A 24,531-nucleotide genomic window follows, 5' to 3' on the forward strand; every position below is an offset into this window, starting at 1 on the left:
GAAATCACTTTACAGTTAGTAGTTCTAATTAACCTATTATCTTCTCCAGTACCTCAGCAATTTTACGATCGTTAGAAAGACGTGGTAATTTATTCTGACCACCTAATTTACCTATGGTTTTCATGTATTCTTTAAAACCATTTTCTGGTACTGGAGTGATAATTAAAGGTTGTAGAATTTTACCAGTAATTAAATCGTCATAATAAGAGTTTTGTTCTCTCATTTGAATATCAAGCACTTGTGCCAATTTATGAAGATCTACTTTTGTAGCATTACCAAATTCTACAAACCATTCATGATATGGTAATTCATTATTTGCTGGACTTAATTGTGGTGCGACAGTAAATTCATTAATAACTATGCTCAATTGGTTTGAGGCTGCTTTCATCGCCTCTTCTACTTCTTTACCTATAACATGTTCTCCACTAGCGCTTATGTAGTGTTTTATACGACCGGTAACTACTACTCTATATGGTGCCGTACTAGTAAACGCAATGGTATCACCTATGTTATAAGCCCATAATCCTGCTGTAGTAGAAATGATCATGACATAATTAACGCCAGTTTCCACCTCGCCTATGGTTAATCTAGGTGCGTTTTTATCATGAAATTGATTTGCTGGAATAAATTCATAAAAAATACCTGCATCTAATAAAAGTAACATTCCCTTTTCATCCTGTTTATCTTGATAGGCAAAAAAGCCTTCACTAGCAGGGAATAGTTCAATACTATCTACTTTACGACCTATAAGTTGATCAAATTTTGCTCTATAAGGCTCAAAATTAACACCGCCGTAAATGAATAAATTAAAATCTGGAAATACCTCACCTACTTTTTTACCAGTACGTTGCACGATACGTTCAAAATACATTTGTACCCAACTTGGGATTCCAGAAATAACGCTCATATTTTCTGGTAGAGTCTCATCAATAACAGCTTCTACCTTAGTTTCCCAGTCTTCTATACAATTGGTTTCCATAGAAGGCAACCTATTCTTCTGTAAATAATTAGGCACATAATGGGCAACTATACCACTCAGCCTACCTAACTGAATACCGTTTTTAGATTCCATCTCTGGACTTCCTTGTAGGAAAATCATTTTACCGTCTACAAATTGAGCCTTACCAGTTTCATGAACGTAACTTAATATAGCATTACGAGCCGCTTTTATATGCTCCGGCATCGACTCTTTGGTAATCGGAATATATTTTGCACCACTGGTCGTACCAGATGTTTTTGCAAAATAAAGGGGTTTTCCTGGCCATAAAATATCACTCTCACCAGCTACTACTCTATCTACAAATGGTCTTAATTCTTCATAATCACGCACTGGCACTTGTGATACAAAGTCTTTATGTGTCTTTATGTTGGAAAAGGAGTGCGCTTTCGCGAAAGCGGTATTACCAGCAGTCTTAATTAAATTATGAAACACTTTTTCCTGAGAGGTTACCGGTTGAGAAGCCCAACTTTTAGTTTTTCTATCGATGATGGCAGCAAAAACTTTTGCACCGAGTGACTTTAACGACATCTATTCAAAGTTGATAAAATTAGTAGGATCTAGTGGGTAACCGTCGCTCCATATCTCAAAATGCAGGTGTGGACCAGTGGTTAACTCTCCTGTATTACCTACGGTAGCAATTACTTCACCAGCTAGTACCTGATCATTTTGTTCTTTAAGCAAATTACCTGCGTGTTTATATACTGTAATAAGTCCATAAGGATGCTCGATAAGCATGGTGTATCCTGTTTCTGAACTCCAGCTGGCAAAAACCACCGTACCGTCTGCAGCGGCTTTTATAGGTGTACCTACGGTTGTAACAACATCTACCGCATAGTGCTTTATCTCTGAATCATAATTGCTAGAAATAGTTCCTTTAACTGGCGGGAAGAAGACAAAGTTAGTTTTGGCCTTTGCACCAGCGATAACACTGTAACGGTCTGCCTGTGCTACCTCTTCTCTTAATAAACTATCTTCTTTAATAGGTGTAAGATCTGGAATCTCGGTACTGGTTTCTACTTTTGCAATGCTGTCTATGCGTTCATACTCTTCTGTAGTGATGTTACCATTGAGAAGCATTTTTATACGCCCATAAAACTGATCGTTACTTCTTATCGCTATTTCTAATGAGTCTGTTCTCTTTGCCAGTTCGATATTATCGCGACGCATACTCACGTCTGCATAACCAGGAATGTACTCTCTAATAGGTGTAAAGGCTATAAGCGCTGTGGTTAATCCTATTAATAAAATAGCACTTATTACGGTCACTACAAATACATTAAGTCTGGTGAGTTTGAGACTAAAACGTTCTTCAAAAGTGTCATCGTTGAGCACGACCATGCGGTAATGGTGTGTCCATTTACTCTTTTGATTTCTATTTTTTTTCTTCTTTGCCATGTGATCTTAACGTGTAACAAATATAAATAGTTTTTCTAGGTATAGAGTGATTAGGTCTTGGGTATTTAGGTGTTAGGCAGCTAGGTGATTAAACGATAGCTATGTAAAATAAAAGCATGACTAATTAGAGTGTAAATATGTTTTTGCTAAACTCGTATTGAGAATAGTACCTGATTTTATTGATATCAACTGAGTATCTCAAAAACAAGTTTTTAGCGTTTTGGGTTTTCAAATAAGCTTTATTAAAGATTAACAGCCTAAAACATTATGATTATACCGCTTGTTGTATCTTTGTATCATAAAATCATTAAGCGATGTTATCAAATTATATATTATTAGGAATGCCTGGTGTAGGAACGTGGGTTGTAATCGTGGTTGCTATACTAATTCTTTTTGGAGGTAAAAAAATACCAGAATTGATGCGCGGTATAGGTGGCGGAATCAAAGAATTTAAGGATGCCACTAAAGAAGACGAAACTAAAAAAGAAGACACTAATAATCTAGACAGATAATTTAGAGACTTTAAAAAAACAAAAAATGCGCATCATTTATATAATGATGCGCATTTTTTTATGTCTACTGTTTTACTATTTCTTCTTCGTTTCCAAAAAATGAACGCTCTTTAGAATAGATTCTATTTCAAATAGATAATTACGTTGTGCACTAGCCGGTGCACTCACGTATCCTTCTATTATTAACCAGTTGTCTTTTTCTTTATTATAAATAGCATAATTAACAAATGGTCCTGCCATAAACATATTCTTTACTTCCCAAGTTCCCTTAGTCTCATAGGCAAATTTACCGTCTATCTGACTTTCATTAAGAAAAGGTGAGAATGCAGGTTCTGTCTGGAATGGTCCACCATCTGTAAGAATTTTTATGGCACCTATAGAGTCACGTACTTTTACAATATCCAGTACAGTACTATCACTACGTTTTATTCTATTGCGCTCTACTTCATAGATCATAAGATCCATAGTTCCTTCTTTTATACTTCTACGTAACCAGAAAAAGTCGTTATCGATCTCGCCATTATAAGTAGCAAAATGATAAGCTCTAGGTACAATAAGTTCTATACCAAAACGGTCTGTAATCCTATCAGTATTTAAAGCTACTTTATCCATAAGATATTGCTTGCGCTCTACTTCTCCTTTATTAAACACAGCTATCATATCGTCTGCATTATCAGAGATTACCTTTGCTATATCTACCTTATCAGTACCACGTACCACTATACCTAATTGCGGATTTGCGTACAGGTCCTTTTTAATACTCACTCCACTACTATCTGACTTTTTGATGATCAAATAATTACGTGATTTTTTAAGCATTCCGGTAAAGGCAGCAGGTTTTACATGATTTAATGTAAACATAGGCTCTTCTCTTACTATACCGTCTAGTGGTCTAGCAAACTCTTTTCTAATAGTATCACCTAGTGGTCCATCCCAGTCGTTATTCCCTATAACTACGAGTATATCATTAAGTCTACCGGCACTATCTTGCACCACAACAGCCTTGTCATCACAACTTATAAAAGCTAGACATACTGCAAGAATTACATATAATTTCTTCATTTTACTTTAATTTAAGGGTGGCACCTACCTTAAGGTCGTCTGATGTGGTAGGATTCAATTTACGTATGCTAGCAATAGATATGCCATATTTATTGGCTATTTTCCATAAACTGTCTCCACTTTTAATTTTATAAGTGGCTGGTGCTTTTGAAGAGCTAGATTTAGAAGTAGTTACTGGTTTTCTAGAGTGTATATATAACTTTTGCCCTATTCTTAAATTATTACTTCTCAAGTTATTCCAGCGTTTTAATTGGCTCACTTTTACGTTGTACTTGTTAGCTATTTTACCCAAGTAATCACCATTTTTCACACGATATACAGATCGGCTTTCGGCAACTAGCAATTCTGGAAGAGGTTTTTCTATTTTGTCAAATTCCGCTTTCGCGAAAGCGTACACAGCAGCCTCATTACTAACAAATTTTGCGGCATCTCTAACAGGAAGTCTCAGGTTATGATTTTTACCCTTTACAAATGGAATAATATCAAGTTTATAAGAAGGGTTATGAAACTGTATTACCTCTAGATCTTGGTCTGTAAATTGCGATACATGTTCTAGAGATATCATTCTTTTAACTCTAATCGTGTCTGTTGCAATAGTTTTATAAATAGTCTGTTGCGGCTGGAATCCATGTTCTGGAGCATACGTAAAAAGATACATCATCGCCTGAAAAGCTGGTACATAGCCGGCCGTCTCACGTGGCAAATAAGGTCTAATATTCCAGTAGTTTTTATAACCACCACTGCGACGTATAGCTTTATTTACATTTCCTGGTCCAGAATTATATGCCGCTAGAACTAGATCCCAATCTCCATAAATTTTATATAAACTACTCATGAATTTACAGGCAGCAACCGTAGATTTTATAGGATCCATACGCTCATCTACATAAGAATTTACTTCTAGATCATAATTGCGACCTGTGGTAAACATAAATTGCCATAAACCAGTGGCACCTACTCTACTCTTAATACGTGGGTCTAACGCACTTTCTACTATAGCCAGATACTTCATCTCTAATGGAATATCGTACTGATCTAAATAAGGCTCAAATAAAGGAAAATAATAATCACTTAACGTCATTAAACGTTCCATGTAAACACGCTTATAACTCAGTTTTTTATTGATCAATTTTTCTAGGACCGGATTATAATCGATCTGGAAAGGTGTGCTTTCATTAATCGCAGCTAGTCTCGCCTTAAGTGTGTCAGTAGGTAAGGTCTGATTTACTGTCTCACTATAATCCATTTGTACAATTTCTTTGTACATATAGTCATATAAATCGTTGTTATACAATTCGTTGAGTAATTTCTCATCCAGATCATCTACCTCAGGATGCACGATAAGTGGTGTACCAGCAACGGTAGTATCCATCATTATTTCTTGAACAGGTATTTCTCTAGATAATATAGTTCCAGATTCTATAGAATCATTTTGAGCTTGTTGTCTTTTATACTCTTCATAAGAAATGACTTTACCAGTAATGGCTGTAGAATCTTGTTCTACTTGTGCCGCAAGTGGTGTAAAGGCTATTGAAGAAAGTAATAGTAAAAGGTATTTGTTCATTGTTTTGTTTTACTGTTATAATAACAAAAATTTCTTTAGTTGGTGAATATCACCATTACTGATTATCATGTATAAATCTTTATCTAAAACTTGATAATCTGCTACATAAAACCGGTTTTTTCCATCTAAATGAAAATAAGAAGTTGAGCCATCTTCTTCTTTCTTACTTAAGATATAAGTATGTAATGACAACTGACAATTATCAATGTAATCAAACTTTCCTGTAAGTGAATATATGCCTTCTTCATCTAACCTATAATTAACATCGTCTTCAGAATTGTTCGTTTTAGATAAATTATTATTATCGATTTTATAAATAACATTAACCCATTTTATTTTATTTCCATCAGTTGAATTAATCTTAAAAGAACCGTTTGTAGCTTCAATTAAATACAATTCATTTTTAATAAGAGATAACCTGCTACCCTCTTGGACTTTTATTGACCATTCTGAATTTAAAGTATCTTTTTTAGAACAGCTAACTAAAAAGAGAGAGATTAAGATTATATATACTATATATTTATTCATGTTCAGCTTTAAATAGATCTACATGTAAATGGCAAAATACTATTTATTAGTAGGAATAAATAGATTTTGAGATGCTTTAGTAATCTCAAATGAAAAGAGATAATTCTAAAAAAAACTTATTTAACATTGATATCAATGGTTCAAAAATTCTGATTACTAACTCAGAATTTATAATAATTTATCTGTCAGTAAAAATAAATAACAAGAAATAACCACATCAAAAAGGCTGGAATTAATCCCAGCCTTTTTGATGTGGTATAATTATGATTTATCCTTTAATAGCAGCAATACCAGGAAGCGTTTTTCCTTCTAGCATTTCTAGCATCGCGCCACCACCAGTAGACACATAACTTACTTGATCTGCAAAACCAAATTGTTTTACAGCAGCTACACTATCACCACCACCTACTAACGAGAATGCGCCGTTTTTTGTTGCCATTGCAACAGATTTACCTAGTGCAATAGTACCATTTGCAAACGGTTCCATTTCAAAAACACCTGCAGGTCCATTCCACAGAATAGTTTTGGCACTCTGTAACACTTGGTGAAATAACTCGCTAGATTTCTCTCCTACATCTAGTCCCATCCAGCCATCAGGAATTTGATCTATGGCCGCTTTATCCTTAGTAGCAAGTTCAGAAAAAGAATTTGCAATCACCACATCTACAGGTAGGTGGATTCTGGTATTCGTTTCTTTAGCTTTGGCAAGAATTTCTAACGCCAGGCTTTGTTTATCGTCTTCTACTAGAGAATCACCTATTTTCCCTCCTTGCGCCTTTATAAATGTGTAAGCCATACCACCAGCTATTATTAAGTCATCTACTTTAGTTAAAATGTTCTCAATAACAGTAATTTTAGAAGATACCTTAGCACCACCTAAAATAGCAACAAGTGGTCTTTCTGGCGTTTCCATTACTTTATCCAGACTATCGATCTCACGATTCATAAGCAGTCCAAAACATTTTTCATCAAAATATTGTGCTATAACAGCTGTACTAGCATGGGCCCTGTGAGCAGTTCCAAAAGCATCGTTTATATATACGTCGCCTAATTGTGATAACGCTTTCGCGAAAGCGGAATCTCCAGCAGTCTCTTCACTATAATATCTCAGATTTTCTAAAAGTAAAACCTCACCAGGCTGTAAATCTTGAGCAGCATTTTGAGCTACTTCTCCTATACAATCTTCTACAAATTTAACCTGAACACCCAGAATATCACTAGCTTTATCAACTACGTGACGCAAAGAAAATTCATCTTCTTTATTCTTAGGACGACCTAGATGAGACATCAATATTACAGAACCACCTTTTTCTAAAACATGAATAATCGTGTCCTTTGCTGCCTGAATTCTAGTAGCATCAGTAACCTTAAAATTCTCATCTAGAGGTACGTTAAAATCAACTCTTATAAGTGCTTTTTTATTCTCAAAATTAATCTGGTCTATAGTCATCTTATTATATTCAAAATTGTTTAAAAACAAATATAACGGTTCTCGATCTACAATATCGTTGTAGGGAATGGAAAAAGGTGTAAGTTGTTTACTCTAGACCCAAACATCGCTTTGTCCTTCGTACATTTTCCTTGAGGAGAAAACCTTAATATCTAGAAAAGAAAATTTTTATAAAGAAATAAAAATCTTCTAATGAGTAAAGACTAGACTAGTGTGTTTTCCCATCTTTAACCATCATGCACTTATATTTGCATTATGCAATATCAAGATGTTTTAGGACTTACTCATATTAAAAATCACTTACAGTCTACTGTAAAAAATGGCCGTATAGCACATGCTCAAATGCTAGTAGGACCTACTGGTAGTGGTGTTTTACCACTTGCTATTGCTTATGCTCGAGATATATTATGTGGAGAGAATAATGAGAGCTGTCATGCACAACTTAATAATCTCGCACACCCAGATTTACATTTTTCTTTTCCGATGCCGTCGTCTGCTGGAAGCAGTAGCACAAAAGCAACTTCAGATATTTTTTTAAAAGAATGGCGTGTTTTTTTAAAAGAGAACTCTTATGGTAGCTTACCAGACTGGTATAAGGCTATCGATATAGAAAAAAAGAATGCTGAAATACGTGTAGCCGAAGCGCAACTTATCATGAAAAAGTTGAGTCTTAAATCTTATGAAGGTGGTTATAAAGTACTGATTATTTGGGGTGCAGATAAAATGAATACAGAGGCAGCAAATAAGCTACTGAAACTTATAGAAGAACCGCCTACTAAAACCATCATTTTACTGGTTGCAGAATCTGAAGATAAAATTATTAATACTATTAAATCTAGGTGCCAGATTATACATGTACCTAAACTTAATGCTGCCGTAATAGCCGAAGGATTACAAAAAAACCTTCAATTAACTGAAAGTCAAAGTTCTATAGTTGCTAGACAAGCAGATGGAGATTACAGAAAAGCGGTACAATTTTCACAAAATAGTGCCGAAGATTTACAATTTGAACAATGGTTTGTGCAATGGGTACGCACCGCATTTGTCGCAAAGACTAAAATTACTGCGATTAACGATCTTATGGATTGGGCTACCACGATAGCGGCTGTTAATCGTGAAACACAGATAAGGTTTTTAAATTACTGTATTGAATTTTTTAGACAGGCCATGCTTAAAAATTATAAGGCAGAGAGCGCTGTTTATCTAGCTCCACAGAGTGGTTTTGACCTGAGTAAGTTTGCTCCTTTTGTAGATGGTAATCGAATGATGGAAGTACAAAAACAACTTCAAGAAGCTATTTATCATATAGAACGCAACGCAAATGGAAAAATAGTGCTTACCGATTTAAGTATTGGTATGACGCGTATTTTACACTCAAAGGCTTAAAATAAGCGATTAAATCCCTTCTTTGCGTACTTAATCGATTTAAAAATAGTAGTACTCAAAATGATAGTATCATTGTAGGACAATACAAACGCTATGCTACTTACCTTTTCTGGTATTATCCTACTTCTCCTGTTTTTACTCGTTACTTACCTTATTTCTTCTTTTGAAAAGATATGTACTTGGAAAAAAACCTATAGCGACTTTTGTGACTTATTTAAAGATGCTCTAAGCCCTTTTGTAGTTTTGATAAGTACTATAGTAATTCTAGGTATAGAAATAACGACTAGCACTATTATAGGAATTGCATTATTTAATATAGTTACCGAAGAAAGTTTATTATATGCTCAATATGCATTTATACTATCCAGTATTCTTCTTTTAATTTTATTAGTAGGTCTTAGAATTGTAAAAGATTTTGCTGGCGCATCTAGATTAGGAATTTACTTCATAGTAAGCGTTGCAGGTCTATATTGGTCACAATACGTATAATCTATACATATGTAACTTTTAATAGTTAAAGTTTATTAAAATACGCTTTAAATAACGAGTTTTAAGAGGTTTTAAATAAATCATATACTTACGTAACGATTAAATGAAAAAGCGCTTTTAAAACTAATTAAAAGCGCTTTTTTAGTACATATGTGATAGAACTGGGCTCTTTATTAAATAAAGCTACAAAATTTGATAGCAAGCCAATAATTATTCCCTTTAAAAAAGGAGAAAATGATTTTTGATATCTCGATGATAAAATAGAAACATAAAAACTATCAAACCACATAGGTTTCATTTTTACGATTTCAAATTCTTTATCAAATAAACTTTTTACGGCTTTTTTATTAAAATGAAATAAATGTCTTGGCACATCATAACCTGCCCAATACTTTCCATAAAATCGCGCATCATAAGATTTATAATTAGGTAAAGCAAGAATTAGAATACCGTTAGATTTTAATAATCCGAGGATTTCCTGTTTCTGCTTCTCTACGTCTGTTACATGTTCTAAAACGTGATACATAGAAATAAGGTCAAAACTATTCTCTTTAAAGGATTCTAAATTAGGTTTTAAAACGATTCCTTTTTCCTCTGCTATTTTTCTGGCTTTTGCACTAGGTTCAAATCCAGTTGCTGTAATTCCGTTTTTTTGTAACGCATTAACTAGGTCTCCTACTCCAGCGCCTATATCTAATACATTTCCATTTTTAATAAATCTACCTATGAGGGAAGTCTTAGATTTAAGGTTAAAGGATTTTGCAAAATTGTAGCAAAACGCAAAAAATGATTTTTGAGTATCGTCGTGAGATAGGTAATCTTCACTCTCGTAATAAAGATCTAATTCCTTTGGTTGAGGAATAGTCTTTATTAGTTCTGTCTCTGGATCTAGATATAATTCAAACTTTTCTTGAGTGAGAAAGTAATCCTTAAGTTCTAAAAAAGGCTTTGAAAATTTAAAATTCATATAATTGTTTCACGTGAAACTATCGACCCATGTGGACTAATAATACAGAAATATCACTTGGAGAAACACCAGAAATTCGGCTTGCCTGAGAAACAGTAACCGGTTGAATTTTTGTTAGTTTTTCTCGAGCCTCAAAAGAAAGCGACTTGATACTTTTAAAATCATAATTAGGTGGAATCTTTACATTCTCTAATCTATGAAGTTTATCGGCGTTATCTTTTTCCTTTGCTATATAACCAGCATACTTCACATGAACTTCTACTTGTTCCAAAATATCATTATCAAGATCGTTATCTTCTAGATAAGTTTTAACCTGAGAAATAGTCTTAATATCTTCTAAATCGATTTGAGGTCTAGAAAAAACTTTAAACAATTTATCATTTTGAGTAACTTCTTTACTTCCCTTTGCGACAAGTAGATTATTCATCTCTTTAAAATCATAACTAGTATCACGTAAGAACTGAACCATTTTTTCAGATTCTGTTGCTTTACGATCTACTCTTTTTAAAGCCTCATCGGTAATAATACCTAACTCAACTGCACGAGGTGTTAACCTTAAATCTGCATTATCTTGTCTTAAGAGAGTTCTATATTCTGCTCGAGAAGTAAACATTCTATACGGCTCTTCTGTACCTTTAGTAATAAGGTCATCTACAAGAACTCCTATATATGCTTCGTCTCTTTTTAATATAAAAGGTTCTTCTTCCCTAATCTTACGAACGGCATTAATTCCAGCCATTAAACCTTGAGAAGCTGCTTCTTCATATCCAGTAGTACCATTTATCTGACCAGCGAAATATAAACCATCCACAAGTTTAGTTTCTAGCGTATGCTTTAATTGTGTAGGTGGAAAATAATCATATTCTATAGCATAACCAGGTCTAAAAAACTTAACTTTTTCAAAACCTACTACACTACGTAAAGCTTTAAATTGAACATCTTCTGGTAACGAAGTACTAAATCCGTTTACATAAACCTCGCATGTATTCCATCCTTCTGGTTCTACAAAAAGCTGATGACGATCTTTATCTGCAAAACGATCAATCTTATCTTCTATACTTGGACAGTAACGTGGCCCTAAAGACTGTATCCTTCCATTAAACATAGGAGAACGATCGAAACCTTCACGAAGCAAATTATGTACTTCAGGACTCGTATACGTCATGTGGCAATCACGTTGTTGCTTTAAAGAAGTAGTAAGATTACTATAACTAAACTTAGAAGTATCTACATCTCCAGGTTGAGGCTCCATCCTAGAATAATCTAAAGAACGACCATCTACACGCGGTGGCGTTCCCGTTTTCATTCTACCAGATTCAAAACCTAAATCCACTAACTGACCAGTGATCCCTGTAGAGGCTCTTTCACCAGCTCTACCTCCACCGAATTGTTTATCTCCTATATGAATAAGACCATTTAAAAACGTACCGTTAGTAAGCACAACAGATTTAGATCTTATTTCAATACCTAGAGAAGTACGAACACCTACTGCCTTCCCATTCTCTACGATTAAACCTGAAACCATTTCCTGATAAAAATCTAATAAAGGAATAGCTTCTAGTTGCAATCTCCACTCTTCAGAAAAACGCATGCGGTCATTCTGTGTTCTAGGAGACCACATAGCCGGACCCTTAGACTTATTAAGCATCTTAAATTGTATCGCACTCCTATCAGAGACAATACCACTCAAACCACCTAAAGCATCTATTTCTCGAACTATTTGTCCTTTAGCAATACCACCCATGGCGGGATTACAAGACATCTGTCCTATAGTTTCAAGATTCATGGTAACTAGTAACGTACTAGCTCCCATATTTGCAGACACCGCAGCAGCTTCACCACCAGCATGTCCCGCACCTACTACTATAACATCGTATTCTTTATCAAACATTACTTATTGTTTCACGTGAAACATCACGATTTTTTCATTCTCTTTTTCACGCATTATACGTGCTTCTTCATCTCCTTTATCTCCATAACCACATAAATGTAATACTCCATGTGCCATGACGCGATGCAATTCATTAATCTCGCTTTCGCGAAAGCTGACAGCATTTTCCTTAACTCTATCTGTACTTATATAGATCTCCCCATTAATCAGACCATCGAGACAATAGTCAAACGTAATAATATCGGTATACGTATCATGATCTAAGTGATCTTGATTTATCTTTAAAAGATACTCGTCTGAGCAAAAAACAAAAGACAATTCGCCTACCGTTTTACCCTCGGAAATAACTATAGATTCTAACCATTTAGAGTAGACAACCTCATCAAGTTGGGAGAAATCATTCTGATAATTTAATTCAATCATTGGCTTTAAAATACTCCTTTACCTTATTGCGGTATTGGGGCTGCAAAGGTAATACTTGTCTATTTAAAATCTCCTTGTTATTAAAGTACTTAGAAGCATCAGGAATTTGAGCATTCGTATTATTATTAAAGTCACGAACATTAGTTCTAGCCTCACGTTGATTTTCCTCTCCTTGCTCTAATCCAGCGTCCTTTAATTTTAATAAATCATGTTGAATATCCATCATGCGTTGTTGCACCTCTCTATTAAAACCTTGATCTAATAGCTTACGTTCCACCGCCTTCATCTTATCAGTGATATCACCTACTTTACCTTCTAAACCTTCACGACGTATCATGTCTTCTAACTGATTACGTAGCTCTTGCTGTTGTTTATAAATATCGTAGATACGCGCAGCTTCTTGTTCACTCTCCTTGTAGCCTTGCTGATCACCATTATCACCACCAGAACCATTACCATTACCTGAACCATTATTACCGCCTTTTCCAGAATCACCACCTTGACCACCTTCACCACCATTTCCAGATTCACCGCCTTCACCACCTTGGCCTCCTTCACCACCTTGACCAGACTCACCACCTTGACCACTTTGTCCAGATTCACCAGACTGACCAGATTCACCAGACTGACCTGACTCTCCGGACTGACCTCCTTCACCACTTTCACCAGACTCGCCGCTCTCTCCAGATTCACCAGACTCACCATCTTTACCAGATTCACCTTCACCAGACTTAGATAAACTTTCTTGCTTTTTAATAATATTAGGTAATTGAAAACCTTGACCAGATTCACCAGATTGTCCCATTCCAGGCATAGGTATACTGTTATTCATAGCATCTAACGATTCACTTAACATGTTTGCGAGCGTGTTAGCTCCTTTAAAAACAAACTGCTGTGAAACCTGGCCATCATTCATTTTGAATTCTGCTATTTGATCTAATGATTTGTCCAAATAATAATAGATATCAGTAACCTCTTCATTAATCTCCTGACCCACTTTAGGATTACGAGTTGCCAGTGCAAATAGACTATCATCGACATGCTTAAAAGCACTTTCTAAGTCCTTTTGAAACTTTAACTTACTACCTAAATTAGGACTTAACCTATTCATATCACGCATGGACTTCATTAAGCCTTCCTCCTCTTGAGAGAACACAATCAAATTATCCAGTATTTGTCTTAAACTTTCTGCATCTTCCTTAATCTGGTCAGCAGACATTTGTGCCATTTGAGCAGACATCTTTTGAGCTTGTTTCTGCATTTTTTGAGAAGCACTCTTTTGTTTTTTCTGTGCCTCAGAAGTTTTTGATTTATAAAGATCGTCACTAGATTGCTCTTGTTCTTCTTGAATTCCTTCTGAATTCTCTGGTTCAAATTCTAAACTCATAGGATCTTTAAGACCATCATTCTCTTCTTCTAATTCCTTAAGTTGCTTCTCCCAATCTTTGTATTCTTCATTCAACTTATCCTGATCTTCTTTCTTATTATCTTCACCCTCTTTTTCTGATTGTTCCTTTTGTTTCTGTGCAATTTTTTGAAGTTCTTTACCTAATTGTTCAAACTTCTGTTCTACATAATAGCGTTTTGTTAGTTCTAATAACTGTTCAAGATTGCGTTGCTGTTTTTTAGAATTTTTCTTAGCCTTATCAACTTTTTCCTTTAGTTCTTCAGCAGATAATTTTTCTTGATACTCCTGTAATTCTTTTAATAACTCTTCGTTCTTTTTAAGTTCTTCAGCACTTTTTTCCATGCGATCTTCAAGAACTTCTTTCAACTCATCTTCCTGTAAATTTGATTTTTGAAGGTTTTGTTTCATTTTATCCAACTGCTGTCGCATTCTTTGCTCCTGCTTTTGTTGGTTTTTTAATGCCTGTTCTAACTTGCGTTTATCATTAAAACTGCGATTTTTCTTCTGAAATTGTTCTTGAGATAGTTGATCTAGCTTTTCTTGTTGTTTCTGTTGTTCCTTAACCGCATCTTCTAAATTAGACAAAGATTCCTTTTGTTGTGAAAGTTGCTTTTCTTGAAATTCATCATCAGACAACTTACGATAAGAAAACACTTCAGATTTAGTAGATTTAAAACTGTTCACCGCATCGTTATCGATTACCTCAAAATAAAATTGATAACTCTTACCACCTATTAAGCTAACATTACCAGGAAAAGTTAATAGAAATTGATCGAAAGTGCCACGATTAGAACCCAAATCATAATTTTTAATCTGAGAAACATCATCTGCTGGATAATACACTAACTGCATTTTACGTATACCATAATCATCGGAAGCTTGACCTTTAAAATACATAAGATCTGAATCAACAGAATCCTTTTTCATCTCTAAATCTAACTCTGGATATTCATCTTTAACCACATCAATTTTAAAATTAAGAACTTCAAAATCTTTGATATTATCGTTAGACGTCGCTATGGAATATTTAACTGGTTGTGATACCGCTTTCGCGAAAGCGAAACTATTATCAATCTTCTTAAACGGAAATCTTTCTTCTGGAGTTATAAAATCCACCTGGCTAGTGTTAGCAGTCTTCAATTGCCAAGTAATCTTTGTTCCCTGAGGTACAACAGTATTACCTGTACTAGCAAGAACATCATCCTTTTTACCGGTATGAGCAGGATAATCAAGGAATAAGTCAAAACCATTTAAAACAGGAACATCATCCACTTCCAGAGTATAATTCTTACTATTTACATCGTTTGCCGATAAAAAAAACTGAGTCGCTTGGGCAGGTTTAGAAAATATAAAACTGAATTTACCAGGAGAATCTTGAGTTAAAAAATATGTCTGATCGCTATAATGAATACTAGCATTTTCTGGCAACTTGCGACCACTTACCTGCACATTAAGTTTAAAATCCCGACGTTGTAATGTATTGAGATCTTCATTGAGAATGGTAAAAGTAAATGGAGCTGGTGGAATGTATTCATTATTAAAATCTGCAACACGCTTTGCACTATCTGTCAACACCTCGTTATTACCAGTAAAAAATAATCCTGCAATAATCACTAAAGGTATAGCAAGATAAGGTAGGTACTTTTTATTTTTCTTGTAATCTATCGCAAGTGTAAATGGTATAGGTTTAAGACTTTCACTTTTTTGATTAATACTAGCCCATGTAAGCTCATCATCTCCTCCATTTTTATGTAGTTGAAGTACGTTAATTAATTTATCAGACACCTCAGGAAAATGAGTTCCTATCATGGAACTGGCATCTCTAAAATCAATACCTCGAGACAGTTTAAATAATCTTGCAACTGGTAAAAGAACAAAACGAACTAATAGAAATAATTCCATAGCGATGAACAAACCGAATAAAATCGTTCTACCTACTGGACTTAACCATAGAAAAAATTCAATAACTACTGTAAAAAGAAAATACAGCAATCCTAAGGCTAAAAATAAAATTATACCTCTTATCAATTCATTGCGGTAATATTTACTAATAAACCGTTTGAGCTTCTGCTCTATTATCTCAAAATTTGTCATTTTTTGTTTCCTCAAGTGCTTACCGTAAATATAACGGATTACAGCGACGTTTATGTTGTCAATATACTCTAGCCTTAAAAATTCTAGAACAGCCTTCAAACAGCTATTAAAATCAATCGATTTTTAAGAATAATCTGATCGAAAATACTAAAACTATAAGATAACCTTATTATTAACAATACTACGAATTTTGTTAATAAACCTAGCACTTCTGCCCTTTATAAAAGATTTCAAAAAATGAAAAAATTCAACCAACACTATTCTTTAAAAAACAAAATGCAATATCAATACTGCAAGAAATGATAGGGATAGAAATGAAATCATCTTACTATCTTTGTCGCCACATTTAAAAATGCTAAGAAATGAGTACAGATGTACGTGTAAGATTTGCTCCTAGCCCTACAGGACCACTTCATATAGGTGGTGTGAGAACAGCGCTTTTTAATTATCTATTTGCTAAAAAACATAATGGAACTTTTATACTACGTATAGAAGATACCGACCAAAACAGGTATGTAGAAGGTGCTGAAGATTATATAGTAGAAGCATTAAACTGGTGTAACATACCTTATGATGAAGGACCAGGAAAAGAAGGTAATTGTGGTCCCTATCGTCAAAGCGAGCGCAAAGAAATGTACCGCGCCTATGCCGAAGAGTTAATAGAAAAAGGAGCAGCCTATTATGCATTTGATACTGCTGAAGAATTAACCCAAGCAAGAACCACTGCCGAGGCGAATAAAAAGACATTTATATACAATCACAACAATAGACTAGACTTTACTAATTCACTAACTCTAAGTGCTGAAGAGGTAAAAGAACGACTAGACCGTGGTGATGAATATACGGTACGTTTTAAGCCAGAATTAAAGACTTTAAACATGTACGACGAAATCCGTAAAGGAATAGAAATCGATACCAGTCTATTAGACGATAAAGTACTTTTTAAAAGTGATGGTATGCCTACCTATCACCTAGCAAACGTAGTAGATGACCATACTATGGAAATCTCTCATGTTATACGTGGTGAAGAATGGTTACCTAGTATGGCCTTACACGTATTGTTATATGAAAGCTTCGGCTGGGAACGACCTAAATTTGCACACCTACCTTTAATTCTTAAACCTACTGGTAAAGGAAAATTGAGCAAACGTGATGGAGATAAAATGGGCTTTTCTGTATTCCCACTAGAATGGAAAGCCCCTAAATCTGGAGAATTATCTACTGGTTTTAGAGAAGATGGTTTCTTACCAGAAGCTATGGTTAATATCCTTGCTTTCTTAGGATGGAACCCAGGAACAGAGCAAGAAATCTTTAATTTAGAAGAACTGATCGCGGCATTTAGTCTTGAAAAAGTAAATAGCTCTGGTGCTAAGTATGATCCAGAAAAGGCAAAATGGTTTCAGCAACAGTGGTATGTACAACAGGATGATGCTGTTATAGGTTCCGCTTTCGCGAAAGCGTTACAAGAACAAAATATCTCTTACGGTTCTGAAGATTATGTAAGCATGGTGGCAGGTTTAGTCAAGGAACGTGCTGTTTTTACAGAAGATCTTTTTGATCTAGCAGGCTTCTTCTTTTCAGAGCCTAATAGCTATGACGAGAAAAATGCAAAGAAAGCATGGAAAGAAGATACGAACGAGATCATGGCTCAGGTAGTTCAAATTATCAAAGACACAGAAGATGATAGTGCTGCTGGATTAAGTACCGCTATTAAAGGCTGGATCACTGCTCAAGAAATGGGATTCGGTAAAGTAATGATGCCATTAAGACTAGCTCTAGTAGGAAGTCTTATGGGACCAGATGTTTTTGAAATAGCTTCTATGATAGGTAAAACAGAAACAGTAAAACGAATAGAAACTGCAATGGAAAAATTAGGATAATCTAATCTCTTTGTAATAATAAAAAGCCTGCTAAAAATATTTTAGCAGGCTTTCTTGTTATGACTAGTACAGTATTAAAAATACAGCCTTCCTCCTACACTTATAAAACTGAAGTTACCGTCTATATTATCACCAGAGACTGTTGTGCCAGCAAGTGCATCAATAAATGAATAGTGATAATGAGCAGTTACCCTAAAATTTCTAGCACCACCTGAGAAACCTATAATTCCATTAACATTTATAGGAGAAGTTTCTTGAAAATCTTTTAAAATTATAGGATTTACTAAACCTCCAGTAAAAGAGTTTTCATAACGATCTTCATCATCTATTTTTAGTTCTCCATTGAGTTGTAAAGCAGGTCCAGCTTCTATAGAAAAGAAATCACTTTGTGCTATTTTCCAAGCCAGTAAAAACTTAACTTCTGCTCCTATCACACTCATGTCTATTTGATCATTAGTGATATTTTCATTTACAGAAAAATTATGATTGAAGATACCGATAGAATAAATCATATCAAAATCGTCTCTAAAATCACCACGTGTTTCTAGAGAGGCAGACCATCCTGTTCCCTGATTAACTTGTACTTTATCACTATCAATGTTAAAAAAAGTGGCGTCCCCTCCTAAACCTATGCGATTATTATAGGAGTATTTACGAGTTGCTGGTGCATTTATTATTGTTAAATATTCTTCAGAATTAACGTCATCAATTACAGTCTCATTTAGCACCAAAAATGAATTATCTATGCTGGAGAAATTGTCTAATTGATCTTGGGCACATGCATAACTAAAAGCAAATGAAGTAAAAAGTACTAAAAGGGAATTTTTCATAGGGCTTGTAACAAAGTACACAAACATACTACTAATCTATTGTAAGCTAGAAAATTCGTATTAAAATGTAGCCTTGCTGCCACTTTAACGGTAAACTAGTTTACTTTTATAGACATCTATTTAACACTAACCATTAAAAACAAAAAATCATGGATTTAATTATTTATGCCATATTAGGTCTACTCGCTGTGGTAGTTTTATTCGGTACCTTTTTTACTGTAAAACAACAAACTGCTGCTGTAGTAGAACGCTTTGGTAAATTTACCAGTATGCGCCAGTCAGGATTACAACTTAAAGTACCAGTAATTGATAAGATCGCTGGAAGAATCAATTTAAAGATTCAACAACTGGATGTAATCGTTGAGACTAAAACTAAGGATGATGTATTTGTACGTCTTAAAATATCTGTACAGTTTCAGGTAAGGAGAGAAAAAGTATACGATGCTTACTACAGACTTCAAAATCCGCATGATCAGATTACTGCTTATGTATTTGATGTAGTACGTGCAGAAGTTCCTAAAATGAAACTAGATTACGTTTTTGAAAAGAAAGATGATATCGCAATCGCGGTAAAACGTGAATTAAACGAGGCGATGATGGACTATGGTTATGACATCATTAAAACGCTTGTAACGGACATAGATCCAGATATACAGGTAAAGGCAGCTATGAACAGAATTAACGCTGCAGAGCGCGAGAAAACAGCTGCTGAGTATGAAGCAGAGGCTGACCGTATAAAGATAGTTGCAAAAGCACGCGCTGAGGCAGAATCTAAGCGTTTACAAGGTCAAGGTATCGCAGACCAGAGACGTGAAATAGCTCGTGGATTAGAAGAAAGTGTAGATGTACTTAATAATGTAGGTATCAATTCTCAAGAAGCAAGTGCTCTTATAGTGGTTACTCAACACTATGATACCTTACAGTCTATAGGTGAGGCGACACAGTCTAACCTGATCTTACTTCCTAATTCACCACAAGCTGGTAGTGACATGTTAAATAACATGATCGCTAGTTTTACAGCAAGTGCTCAGATAGGTGAGCAAATGAAAAAAACTAATGCTAATAAAGAAGAAAAGGTAAAACAGTCTTCCAGATCTCAAAGAGAAAAAGAAAATGGGTATGACGACGACGGCCTAGAAGATGGATGGGTAGAATAAATTATATCTATTTATACAAACACAAAAACGCTATCATTGCTGATAGCGTTTTTTTTATATCATTGCTTTCCACAACTCAATTAAGTACTTTAAATTATTTCTTTCCTTTAAGACCTACTAGTTTATTTACCACTTTTAACACTACCGCTTTCTTTGCGATAGAACTTACTACGCTTGTTAAAATAGAAACGGCAGAGAAACTTTCTTTCACTTCATTTAACTCTAACTTCATCGTCTCTTGATGAATTTGTTGCTGTAATTTAAGATATTTTAAATCACGATCTATTTCATCAAAATTGTTATAAACTCTCATGCTGTTCTATTTTAATATCTTCATTATCATTGAAAAATTGAGCACTAGCTTTTTTAACCAATATTTTTTCAAGAGTTTTCTTAAGAAATAAGGATAATATGATCATTAAAAGTATGTAAAATACACCCACGATAAGATAACCCAACGCAATACTGTCTAAGATATTTCCGAGGTAGATAGCCACGGCTACACTTAAAAAAATGAGGGCTATAAGGAAGAAAAAACCTAAAATGATCTGGTAACTACTAGATACCACACCCTTCATAACCTTTTTAAAAAGATCTAGTTTGTGATAACTTATCGACGACTCAATGTAATCTTGAGTCGCCGTAGTAAATTCTCTAAAATTGTCGGTTAGTTGTTTTCCCAAATCCTAAGTTTATATATTAACTTTAGCTGACGCTGTTTTGATTCCTTCTTTAACAGAATTAGGTTTCTGTAATTGGGAATTTTTCATGCGCAGTTGCTCTAATTTTTCTTCTAGAGCAACAATAGCATCGTCTGCTTTATAGCTAGCACTAGAAAGAGCTGTTTCTATTCTATCACCTACAGTACCTCTTAATTCAGTAGCTCTAGAGTTTACTGTAGAAGAGATTTGTGATGCTTTTTCAGATACTTGAGCATAGGTCTTACGAGCTTGTGCATCGATATCTTTTTGAGCTTTTTTTGCTTGCTTTTTTAATTTTTTTCTAGTTTTCTCTCCACTATCTGGAGCATATAACATTCCTGCAGCAGCGCCTATTGCAGCACCTGCTATTAAAGCGATTAAGGTATTAGTTGATTTAGACATTTTTTTCTTTTTTTGTTCACTAACAAAGGTAAATCTAAACGCGTTTTAGTGTAGTTAATAGTGAGTTAAGCTTACATGAATTACTATTAAAAACATGCTAAAAATTTATATATACTATTAAAATCAGTTAAAACAGTAGATATTTAATATCATTTATCAAAAAAGCCCACGATTAAGTGAGCTTTAAATTATTTTAAATATGTAATAGTAAATAGGTTTAAAGTAATCTCGCTTTCGCGAAAGCGGAACCTCTATCCTACTCTATCTATGCATCTACCTTAGCCCATGTATCACGCAACGTAACGGTGCGGTTAAAGACCATTTTATCATCTGTCGTGTCAGGATCTACACAAAAATACCCCATACGTTGAAACTGTACTGTTTCTCCTATTGAAAGATTTTTCATTGCAGGCTCTGCCATTGCAGTGATCACCTCTAGAGAATCTGGATTAACAAATTCCATGAAGTCTTTTTCCTTATCTGTATCTGGAGATGGTACAGTAAATAGACGGTCATAAAGTCTCACCTCTACTGGTAACGCTTGTGCGGCACTTACCCAGTGTAACGTTCCTTTTACTTTGCGCATACTAGCTTCTGTACCACTACCACTTTTAGAATCTGGGTCGTAAGTAGCATGAATCTCTGTAATATTACCTTCTTCATCTTTAAGACAACCTTCTGCTTTTATGATATAAGCATTTTTAAGACGTACTTCTTTTCCATTCTTTAAACGGAAGAATTTCTTATTTGCTTCTTCTCTGTAATCCTCGCGTTCTATGTAGATTTCTCTAGAAAAAGGAACTTCTCTGAAACCTCTAGACTCATCTTCCTGACTATTTTCTGCCTGAAGCATTTCTACCTGGTCCTCTGGATAGTTGGTAATAATTACTTTAATAGGGTCCAGAACACACATTACACGGTCTGCGACTTTATTAAGATCATCTCGCAAGTGAAATTCTATGTGATTCATGTCTACTAGATTATCACGTTTACCTATACCTATAGACTCAGCAAAATTCTTAATAGATGCAGCGGTATAACCACGACGTCTTAAACCAGAAATAGTAGTCATGCGTGGGTCATCCCAGCCTGTAACTATATTTTGTTCTACTAGTTTTTGTAATTTACGTTTACTAGTAACGGTATGAGATATGTTTCTACGAGCAAATTCACGTTGTTTAGGACGTACTTTATCTGTATCTACTATTTGATCTAAGAACCAGTCGTAAAGCTCTCTGTGAGGTTTAAATTCTAGTGTACAAAAAGAGTGAGAGATTTGTTCCATGTAGTCACTTTCTCCATGAGTCCAGTCGTACATAGGGTATATTTTCCAAGTATCACCAGTTCTATGGTGGTCACGATTTACTACACGATACATGATAGGATCACGCATGAGCATGTTAGTAGACTGCATATTGATTTTGGCACGTAGGATGTGTTCACCTTCACCAAAATCTCCATTTTTCATACCTTCAAAAAGAGCCAAATTCTCTTCTATCGTTCTATTGCGGTAAGGTCCATCTACTCCAGGTTCTGTAGGAGATCCTTTTTGAGCAGCCATTTCTTCACTAGATTGTGAATCTACATAAGCTTTTCCTTCTTTGATAAGATGGATGGCCCAGTCATAAAGTTCTTGAAAATAGTCTGATGCAAAACAAAGGTTATCCCATTTATAACCTAACCATTCTACATCTTTCTTTATAGCATCTACATATTTTGCCTCTTCCTTTGCAGGATTAGTATCATCAAAACGTAGGTTTACTGGTTTATCAAACTTCTCTCCTAGCCCAAAGTTTAAACATATAGCACTTGCGTGACCTATGTGTAAGAAACCATTAGGTTCTGGTGGAAAACGGAAACGTAGTTTATCCTTAGAAAGACCATTATTTAAATCGTCTTCTATGATGTCTTCTATAAAATTATTAGGCTTTTTCTCTTCGCTCATGATATTCTCTTTTACTAACACAAATTTACAGTTTATTTTACTCCTAGCACTGTACGGCCTATCTTTGTTCTATGCATAAAATACAACTAGAAAACGTAAGAGTTTATACCAACCATGGTTGCTTACATGAAGAAGACTTAATAGGTAGTGAATATCGTGTAGATTTAGAAATTACAGCAAACCTTTCTAAGAGTGCGCAGTCAGATTTACTGGCAGATACAGTAGATTATGTATCACTTAATAAAATAATAGTAGAAGAAATGGCTGTAAGGTCAGAACTTTTAGAACATGTAGCACAACGCATTCTTACTCGTATTTTTAAAGAAGAATCATTAGTTCAAAATGCTGAAGTTAAGGTTGCTAAGATAAACCCTCCTATAGGTGGTGATGTACAAAGTGTCGTTATTATAATGAGTCAGGAAAGAGAATAACGTTTCAATTTTATCATTTTAGAATTAATAAAGTAGGAAAAGAGCAAATTATTGTTATTTTTGCCATCCATTATGGTACCATGGCCGAGCGGCTAGGCATGGGTCTGCAAAACCTAGTACAGCGGTTCGAATCCGCTTGGTACCTCTTAAATCCTCAATCTTCATTGATTGGGGATTTTTAAGTTATTAAGGTTGTGGATGATCTTTGTCTGCGTCTATTACAGGCATTACCTTTTCATTAAACTCTTCTATACCTTCTAGATCTGGATCTATAGGCTCTACTTGTTCTGGTAAGATATGAAATTGATTTTCTATATTTTCTGTAGCATTAGGGAAAACACCTTTAAAAATTAAAACTGCTCCACTTATAAACATAATTACCGCTATTAAACGTTTAAGCCAGAATATTCTAGAAGGAGTTAAATAACGATTTAGACTTTTGGCAAGTATAATTTTACCTATATCTACTATAAAATAAGTAAGTAGTACGGTAGAAAAGAAAATAGTAATACGCTCTCCATCATTTTCTAATTGTGGACTAAAAACTACTATTAATCCTAACCAAAAACCTAGTACACCTATGTTTATAAAGTTGAGTAGAAAACCCTTTATGAATAAAGCGATGTAATTTTTCTTTTGAACTATGAGAACTTTAGTATCGACTTCTTTTAAATAAGATTTGTCTGTCTTAACAAAGGATACAACACCATAAATACAGAGTATACTACCGCCGAATATGAATAACCCAGGATCATCCTTTAATTTTTCCAGAATACTAGAAGTCATGAAATATGCCGCTAGTAGAAAAATAATATCTGCTATGAGAACGCCTGCATCTAATGCAATAGCTGCCCTAAATCCTTTTATAGCACTAGTTTCAAGTAGAGCAAAGAAAACAGGTCCTATGAGAAAAGCCATAACAAGGCCTAATGGAATGGCCTTTAATATATCGTCAAGCATTCAGAATTGTGTTGAACCTCAAAGGTAGGAAAACACATAGGGATTTCAAATACAGA

At 34.7% G+C, this 24,531-nt stretch carries 22 protein-coding genes and 1 tRNA gene; 7 read left to right on the plus strand and 16 right to left on the minus strand.

Annotated elements, in window-relative coordinates; translation table 11 throughout:
* Positions 1-28: 28 nt before the first annotated feature.
* Positions 29-1,528, minus strand: coding sequence for a GH3 auxin-responsive promoter family protein (locus ABJF08_RS00485; RefSeq protein WP_348114091.1), 1,500 nt, complete (start codon positions 1,526-1,528; stop codon positions 29-31).
* The gene (locus ABJF08_RS00490) at positions 1,529-2,395 is read right to left on the minus strand and encodes a peptidoglycan DD-metalloendopeptidase family protein (RefSeq protein WP_348114092.1); all 867 of its coding nucleotides are present in this window, start codon (positions 2,393-2,395) and stop codon (positions 1,529-1,531) included. It abuts the gene before it with no gap.
* Between the two features lie 314 nt (positions 2,396-2,709).
* Here ABJF08_RS00490 and ABJF08_RS00495 point away from each other — a divergent pair, with 314 nt between their 5' ends.
* The gene (locus ABJF08_RS00495; protein ID WP_104514237.1) at positions 2,710-2,907 is read left to right on the plus strand and encodes a twin-arginine translocase TatA/TatE family subunit; all 198 of its coding nucleotides are present in this window, start codon (positions 2,710-2,712) and stop codon (positions 2,905-2,907) included.
* 75 nt (positions 2,908-2,982) lie between these two features.
* Here ABJF08_RS00495 and ABJF08_RS00500 read toward each other — a convergent pair whose 3' ends face one another.
* The 4 genes from ABJF08_RS00500 to ABJF08_RS00515 form a co-directional block, all read right to left on the minus strand.
* Entirely contained in the window at positions 2,983-3,969 is a 987-nt protein-coding gene (locus tag ABJF08_RS00500; RefSeq protein ID WP_348114093.1) for a DUF4837 family protein, read from the minus strand.
* 1 nt (position 3,970) lies between these two features.
* Positions 3,971-5,533, minus strand: a complete 1,563-nt coding sequence (locus tag ABJF08_RS00505) for a LysM peptidoglycan-binding domain-containing protein (protein WP_348114094.1) — start codon at positions 5,531-5,533, stop codon at positions 3,971-3,973.
* 15 nt (positions 5,534-5,548) lie between these two features.
* Positions 5,549-6,061 carry a hypothetical protein gene (locus ABJF08_RS00510; RefSeq protein WP_348114095.1) on the minus strand — a complete coding sequence of 171 codons (513 nt, stop codon included), beginning with the start codon at positions 6,059-6,061 and terminating at the stop codon, positions 5,549-5,551.
* 268 nt (positions 6,062-6,329) lie between these two features.
* The gene (locus ABJF08_RS00515) at positions 6,330-7,511 is read right to left on the minus strand and encodes a phosphoglycerate kinase (RefSeq protein ID WP_348114096.1); all 1,182 of its coding nucleotides are present in this window, start codon (positions 7,509-7,511) and stop codon (positions 6,330-6,332) included.
* A gap of 255 nt (positions 7,512-7,766) precedes the next feature.
* Between ABJF08_RS00515 and ABJF08_RS00520 the strand changes: the two genes are divergently transcribed.
* Positions 7,767-8,897 (plus strand): DNA polymerase III subunit delta', encoded by a 1,131-nt coding sequence (locus tag ABJF08_RS00520; protein ID WP_348114097.1) that lies wholly within the window; start codon positions 7,767-7,769, stop codon positions 8,895-8,897.
* Positions 8,898-8,990: 93 nt separating this feature from the next.
* Positions 8,991-9,386: a hypothetical protein gene (locus tag ABJF08_RS00525; RefSeq protein WP_348114098.1), complete on the plus strand. Its 396-nt coding sequence runs from the start codon at positions 8,991-8,993 to the stop codon at positions 9,384-9,386.
* Positions 9,387-9,513: 127 nt separating this feature from the next.
* Here ABJF08_RS00525 and ABJF08_RS00530 read toward each other — a convergent pair whose 3' ends face one another.
* The 4 genes from ABJF08_RS00530 to ABJF08_RS00545 are packed head-to-tail and all read right to left on the minus strand — an operon-like array spanning position 9,514 to position 16,169.
* Positions 9,514-10,353, minus strand: a complete 840-nt coding sequence (locus ABJF08_RS00530) for a class I SAM-dependent methyltransferase (RefSeq protein WP_348114099.1) — start codon at positions 10,351-10,353, stop codon at positions 9,514-9,516.
* 19 nt (positions 10,354-10,372) lie between these two features.
* Entirely contained in the window at positions 10,373-12,244 is a 1,872-nt protein-coding gene (gene mnmG / locus ABJF08_RS00535; protein ID WP_348114100.1) for a tRNA uridine-5-carboxymethylaminomethyl(34) synthesis enzyme MnmG, read from the minus strand.
* Positions 12,245-12,247: 3 nt separating this feature from the next.
* Entirely contained in the window at positions 12,248-12,667 is a 420-nt protein-coding gene (gene ybeY, locus ABJF08_RS00540) for an rRNA maturation RNase YbeY (RefSeq protein WP_348114101.1), read from the minus strand.
* Positions 12,660-16,169: a hypothetical protein gene (locus ABJF08_RS00545; RefSeq protein WP_348114102.1), complete on the minus strand. Its 3,510-nt coding sequence runs from the start codon at positions 16,167-16,169 to the stop codon at positions 12,660-12,662. Before ABJF08_RS00545 ends, ybeY begins: the two co-directional genes overlap by 8 nt.
* Positions 16,170-16,531: 362 nt before the next feature.
* Between ABJF08_RS00545 and gltX the strand changes: the two genes are divergently transcribed.
* On the plus strand, positions 16,532-18,049 hold the full coding sequence (gene gltX / locus ABJF08_RS00550) for a glutamate--tRNA ligase (RefSeq protein ID WP_348114103.1): 1,518 nt from the start codon (positions 16,532-16,534) through the stop codon (positions 18,047-18,049).
* Between the two features lie 74 nt (positions 18,050-18,123).
* Here gltX and ABJF08_RS00555 read toward each other — a convergent pair whose 3' ends face one another.
* Positions 18,124-18,879, minus strand: a complete 756-nt coding sequence (locus tag ABJF08_RS00555; protein ID WP_348114104.1) for a hypothetical protein — start codon at positions 18,877-18,879, stop codon at positions 18,124-18,126.
* A 149-nt stretch (positions 18,880-19,028) separates the two neighbouring features.
* On the opposite strand from ABJF08_RS00555, the gene ABJF08_RS00560 reads away from it, so the two are divergent.
* The gene (locus ABJF08_RS00560; RefSeq protein ID WP_348114105.1) at positions 19,029-20,036 is read left to right on the plus strand and encodes an SPFH domain-containing protein; all 1,008 of its coding nucleotides are present in this window, start codon (positions 19,029-19,031) and stop codon (positions 20,034-20,036) included.
* A gap of 94 nt (positions 20,037-20,130) precedes the next feature.
* On the opposite strand, the gene ABJF08_RS00565 is transcribed toward ABJF08_RS00560, so the two are convergent.
* The 4 genes from ABJF08_RS00565 to ABJF08_RS00580 form a co-directional block, all read right to left on the minus strand.
* Entirely contained in the window at positions 20,131-20,349 is a 219-nt protein-coding gene (locus tag ABJF08_RS00565) for a DUF6327 family protein (protein WP_348114106.1), read from the minus strand.
* Entirely contained in the window at positions 20,336-20,719 is a 384-nt protein-coding gene (locus ABJF08_RS00570) for a phage holin family protein (protein WP_348114107.1), read from the minus strand. The genes ABJF08_RS00565 and ABJF08_RS00570 overlap by 14 nt, the downstream gene beginning before the upstream one ends.
* Positions 20,720-20,728: 9 nt before the next feature.
* Positions 20,729-21,139: a YtxH domain-containing protein gene (locus ABJF08_RS00575; protein WP_104514719.1), complete on the minus strand. Its 411-nt coding sequence runs from the start codon at positions 21,137-21,139 to the stop codon at positions 20,729-20,731.
* Between the two features lie 265 nt (positions 21,140-21,404).
* Positions 21,405-23,084, minus strand: coding sequence for a glutamine--tRNA ligase/YqeY domain fusion protein (locus ABJF08_RS00580; protein ID WP_348114108.1), 1,680 nt, complete (start codon positions 23,082-23,084; stop codon positions 21,405-21,407).
* Positions 23,085-23,155: 71 nt separating this feature from the next.
* Here ABJF08_RS00580 and folB point away from each other — a divergent pair, with 71 nt between their 5' ends.
* Both folB and ABJF08_RS00590 read left to right on the plus strand, forming a co-directional pair.
* Complete coding sequence (folB, locus tag ABJF08_RS00585) at positions 23,156-23,515, plus strand: dihydroneopterin aldolase (RefSeq protein ID WP_348114109.1); 360 nt, start codon at positions 23,156-23,158, stop codon at positions 23,513-23,515.
* A 74-nt stretch (positions 23,516-23,589) separates the two neighbouring features.
* Positions 23,590-23,660, plus strand: a tRNA-Cys gene (locus tag ABJF08_RS00590).
* Positions 23,661-23,701: 41 nt separating this feature from the next.
* Here ABJF08_RS00590 and ABJF08_RS00595 read toward each other — a convergent pair.
* A complete protein-coding gene (locus tag ABJF08_RS00595; RefSeq protein ID WP_348114110.1) occupies positions 23,702-24,475 on the minus strand; it encodes a LysE family transporter in 774 nt (257 codons plus the stop codon).
* Positions 24,476-24,531 lie beyond the last annotated feature (56 nt).

Origin of the sequence: Nonlabens sp., assembly GCF_039941875.1 — a bacterium.
Taxonomy (GTDB): domain Bacteria; phylum Bacteroidota; class Bacteroidia; order Flavobacteriales; family Flavobacteriaceae; genus Nonlabens.

Bases quoted from the DNA above. Each gene is read 5' to 3' on its own strand.
- ABJF08_RS00485 (WP_348114091.1), bottom strand. From the start codon at position 1,528: ATGTCGTTAAAGTCACTCGGTGCAAAAGTTTTTGCTGCCATCATCGAT.
- ABJF08_RS00490 (WP_348114092.1), bottom strand. From the start codon at position 2,395: ATGGCAAAGAAGAAAAAAAATAGAAATCAAAAGAGTAAATGGACACAC.
- ABJF08_RS00495 (WP_104514237.1), top strand. From the start codon at position 2,710: ATGTTATCAAATTATATATTATTAGGAATGCCTGGTGTAGGAACGTGG.
- ABJF08_RS00500 (WP_348114093.1), bottom strand. From the start codon at position 3,969: ATGAAGAAATTATATGTAATTCTTGCAGTATGTCTAGCTTTTATAAGT.
- ABJF08_RS00505 (WP_348114094.1), bottom strand. From the start codon at position 5,533: ATGAACAAATACCTTTTACTATTACTTTCTTCAATAGCCTTTACACCA.
- ABJF08_RS00510 (WP_348114095.1), bottom strand. From the start codon at position 6,061: ATGAATAAATATATAGTATATATAATCTTAATCTCTCTCTTTTTAGTT.
- ABJF08_RS00515 (WP_348114096.1), bottom strand. From the start codon at position 7,511: ATGACTATAGACCAGATTAATTTTGAGAATAAAAAAGCACTTATAAGA.
- ABJF08_RS00520 (WP_348114097.1), top strand. From the start codon at position 7,767: ATGCAATATCAAGATGTTTTAGGACTTACTCATATTAAAAATCACTTA.
- ABJF08_RS00525 (WP_348114098.1), top strand. From the start codon at position 8,991: ATGCTACTTACCTTTTCTGGTATTATCCTACTTCTCCTGTTTTTACTC.
- ABJF08_RS00530 (WP_348114099.1), bottom strand. From the start codon at position 10,353: ATGAATTTTAAATTTTCAAAGCCTTTTTTAGAACTTAAGGATTACTTT.
- mnmG (WP_348114100.1), bottom strand. From the start codon at position 12,244: ATGTTTGATAAAGAATACGATGTTATAGTAGTAGGTGCGGGACATGCT.
- ybeY (WP_348114101.1), bottom strand. From the start codon at position 12,667: ATGATTGAATTAAATTATCAGAATGATTTCTCCCAACTTGATGAGGTT.
- ABJF08_RS00545 (WP_348114102.1), bottom strand. From the start codon at position 16,169: ATGACAAATTTTGAGATAATAGAGCAGAAGCTCAAACGGTTTATTAGT.
- gltX (WP_348114103.1), top strand. From the start codon at position 16,532: ATGAGTACAGATGTACGTGTAAGATTTGCTCCTAGCCCTACAGGACCA.
- ABJF08_RS00555 (WP_348114104.1), bottom strand. From the start codon at position 18,879: ATGAAAAATTCCCTTTTAGTACTTTTTACTTCATTTGCTTTTAGTTAT.
- ABJF08_RS00560 (WP_348114105.1), top strand. From the start codon at position 19,029: ATGGATTTAATTATTTATGCCATATTAGGTCTACTCGCTGTGGTAGTT.
- ABJF08_RS00565 (WP_348114106.1), bottom strand. From the start codon at position 20,349: ATGAGAGTTTATAACAATTTTGATGAAATAGATCGTGATTTAAAATAT.
- ABJF08_RS00575 (WP_104514719.1), bottom strand. From the start codon at position 21,139: ATGTCTAAATCAACTAATACCTTAATCGCTTTAATAGCAGGTGCTGCA.
- ABJF08_RS00580 (WP_348114108.1), bottom strand. From the start codon at position 23,084: ATGAGCGAAGAGAAAAAGCCTAATAATTTTATAGAAGACATCATAGAA.
- folB (WP_348114109.1), top strand. From the start codon at position 23,156: ATGCATAAAATACAACTAGAAAACGTAAGAGTTTATACCAACCATGGT.
- ABJF08_RS00595 (WP_348114110.1), bottom strand. From the start codon at position 24,475: ATGCTTGACGATATATTAAAGGCCATTCCATTAGGCCTTGTTATGGCT.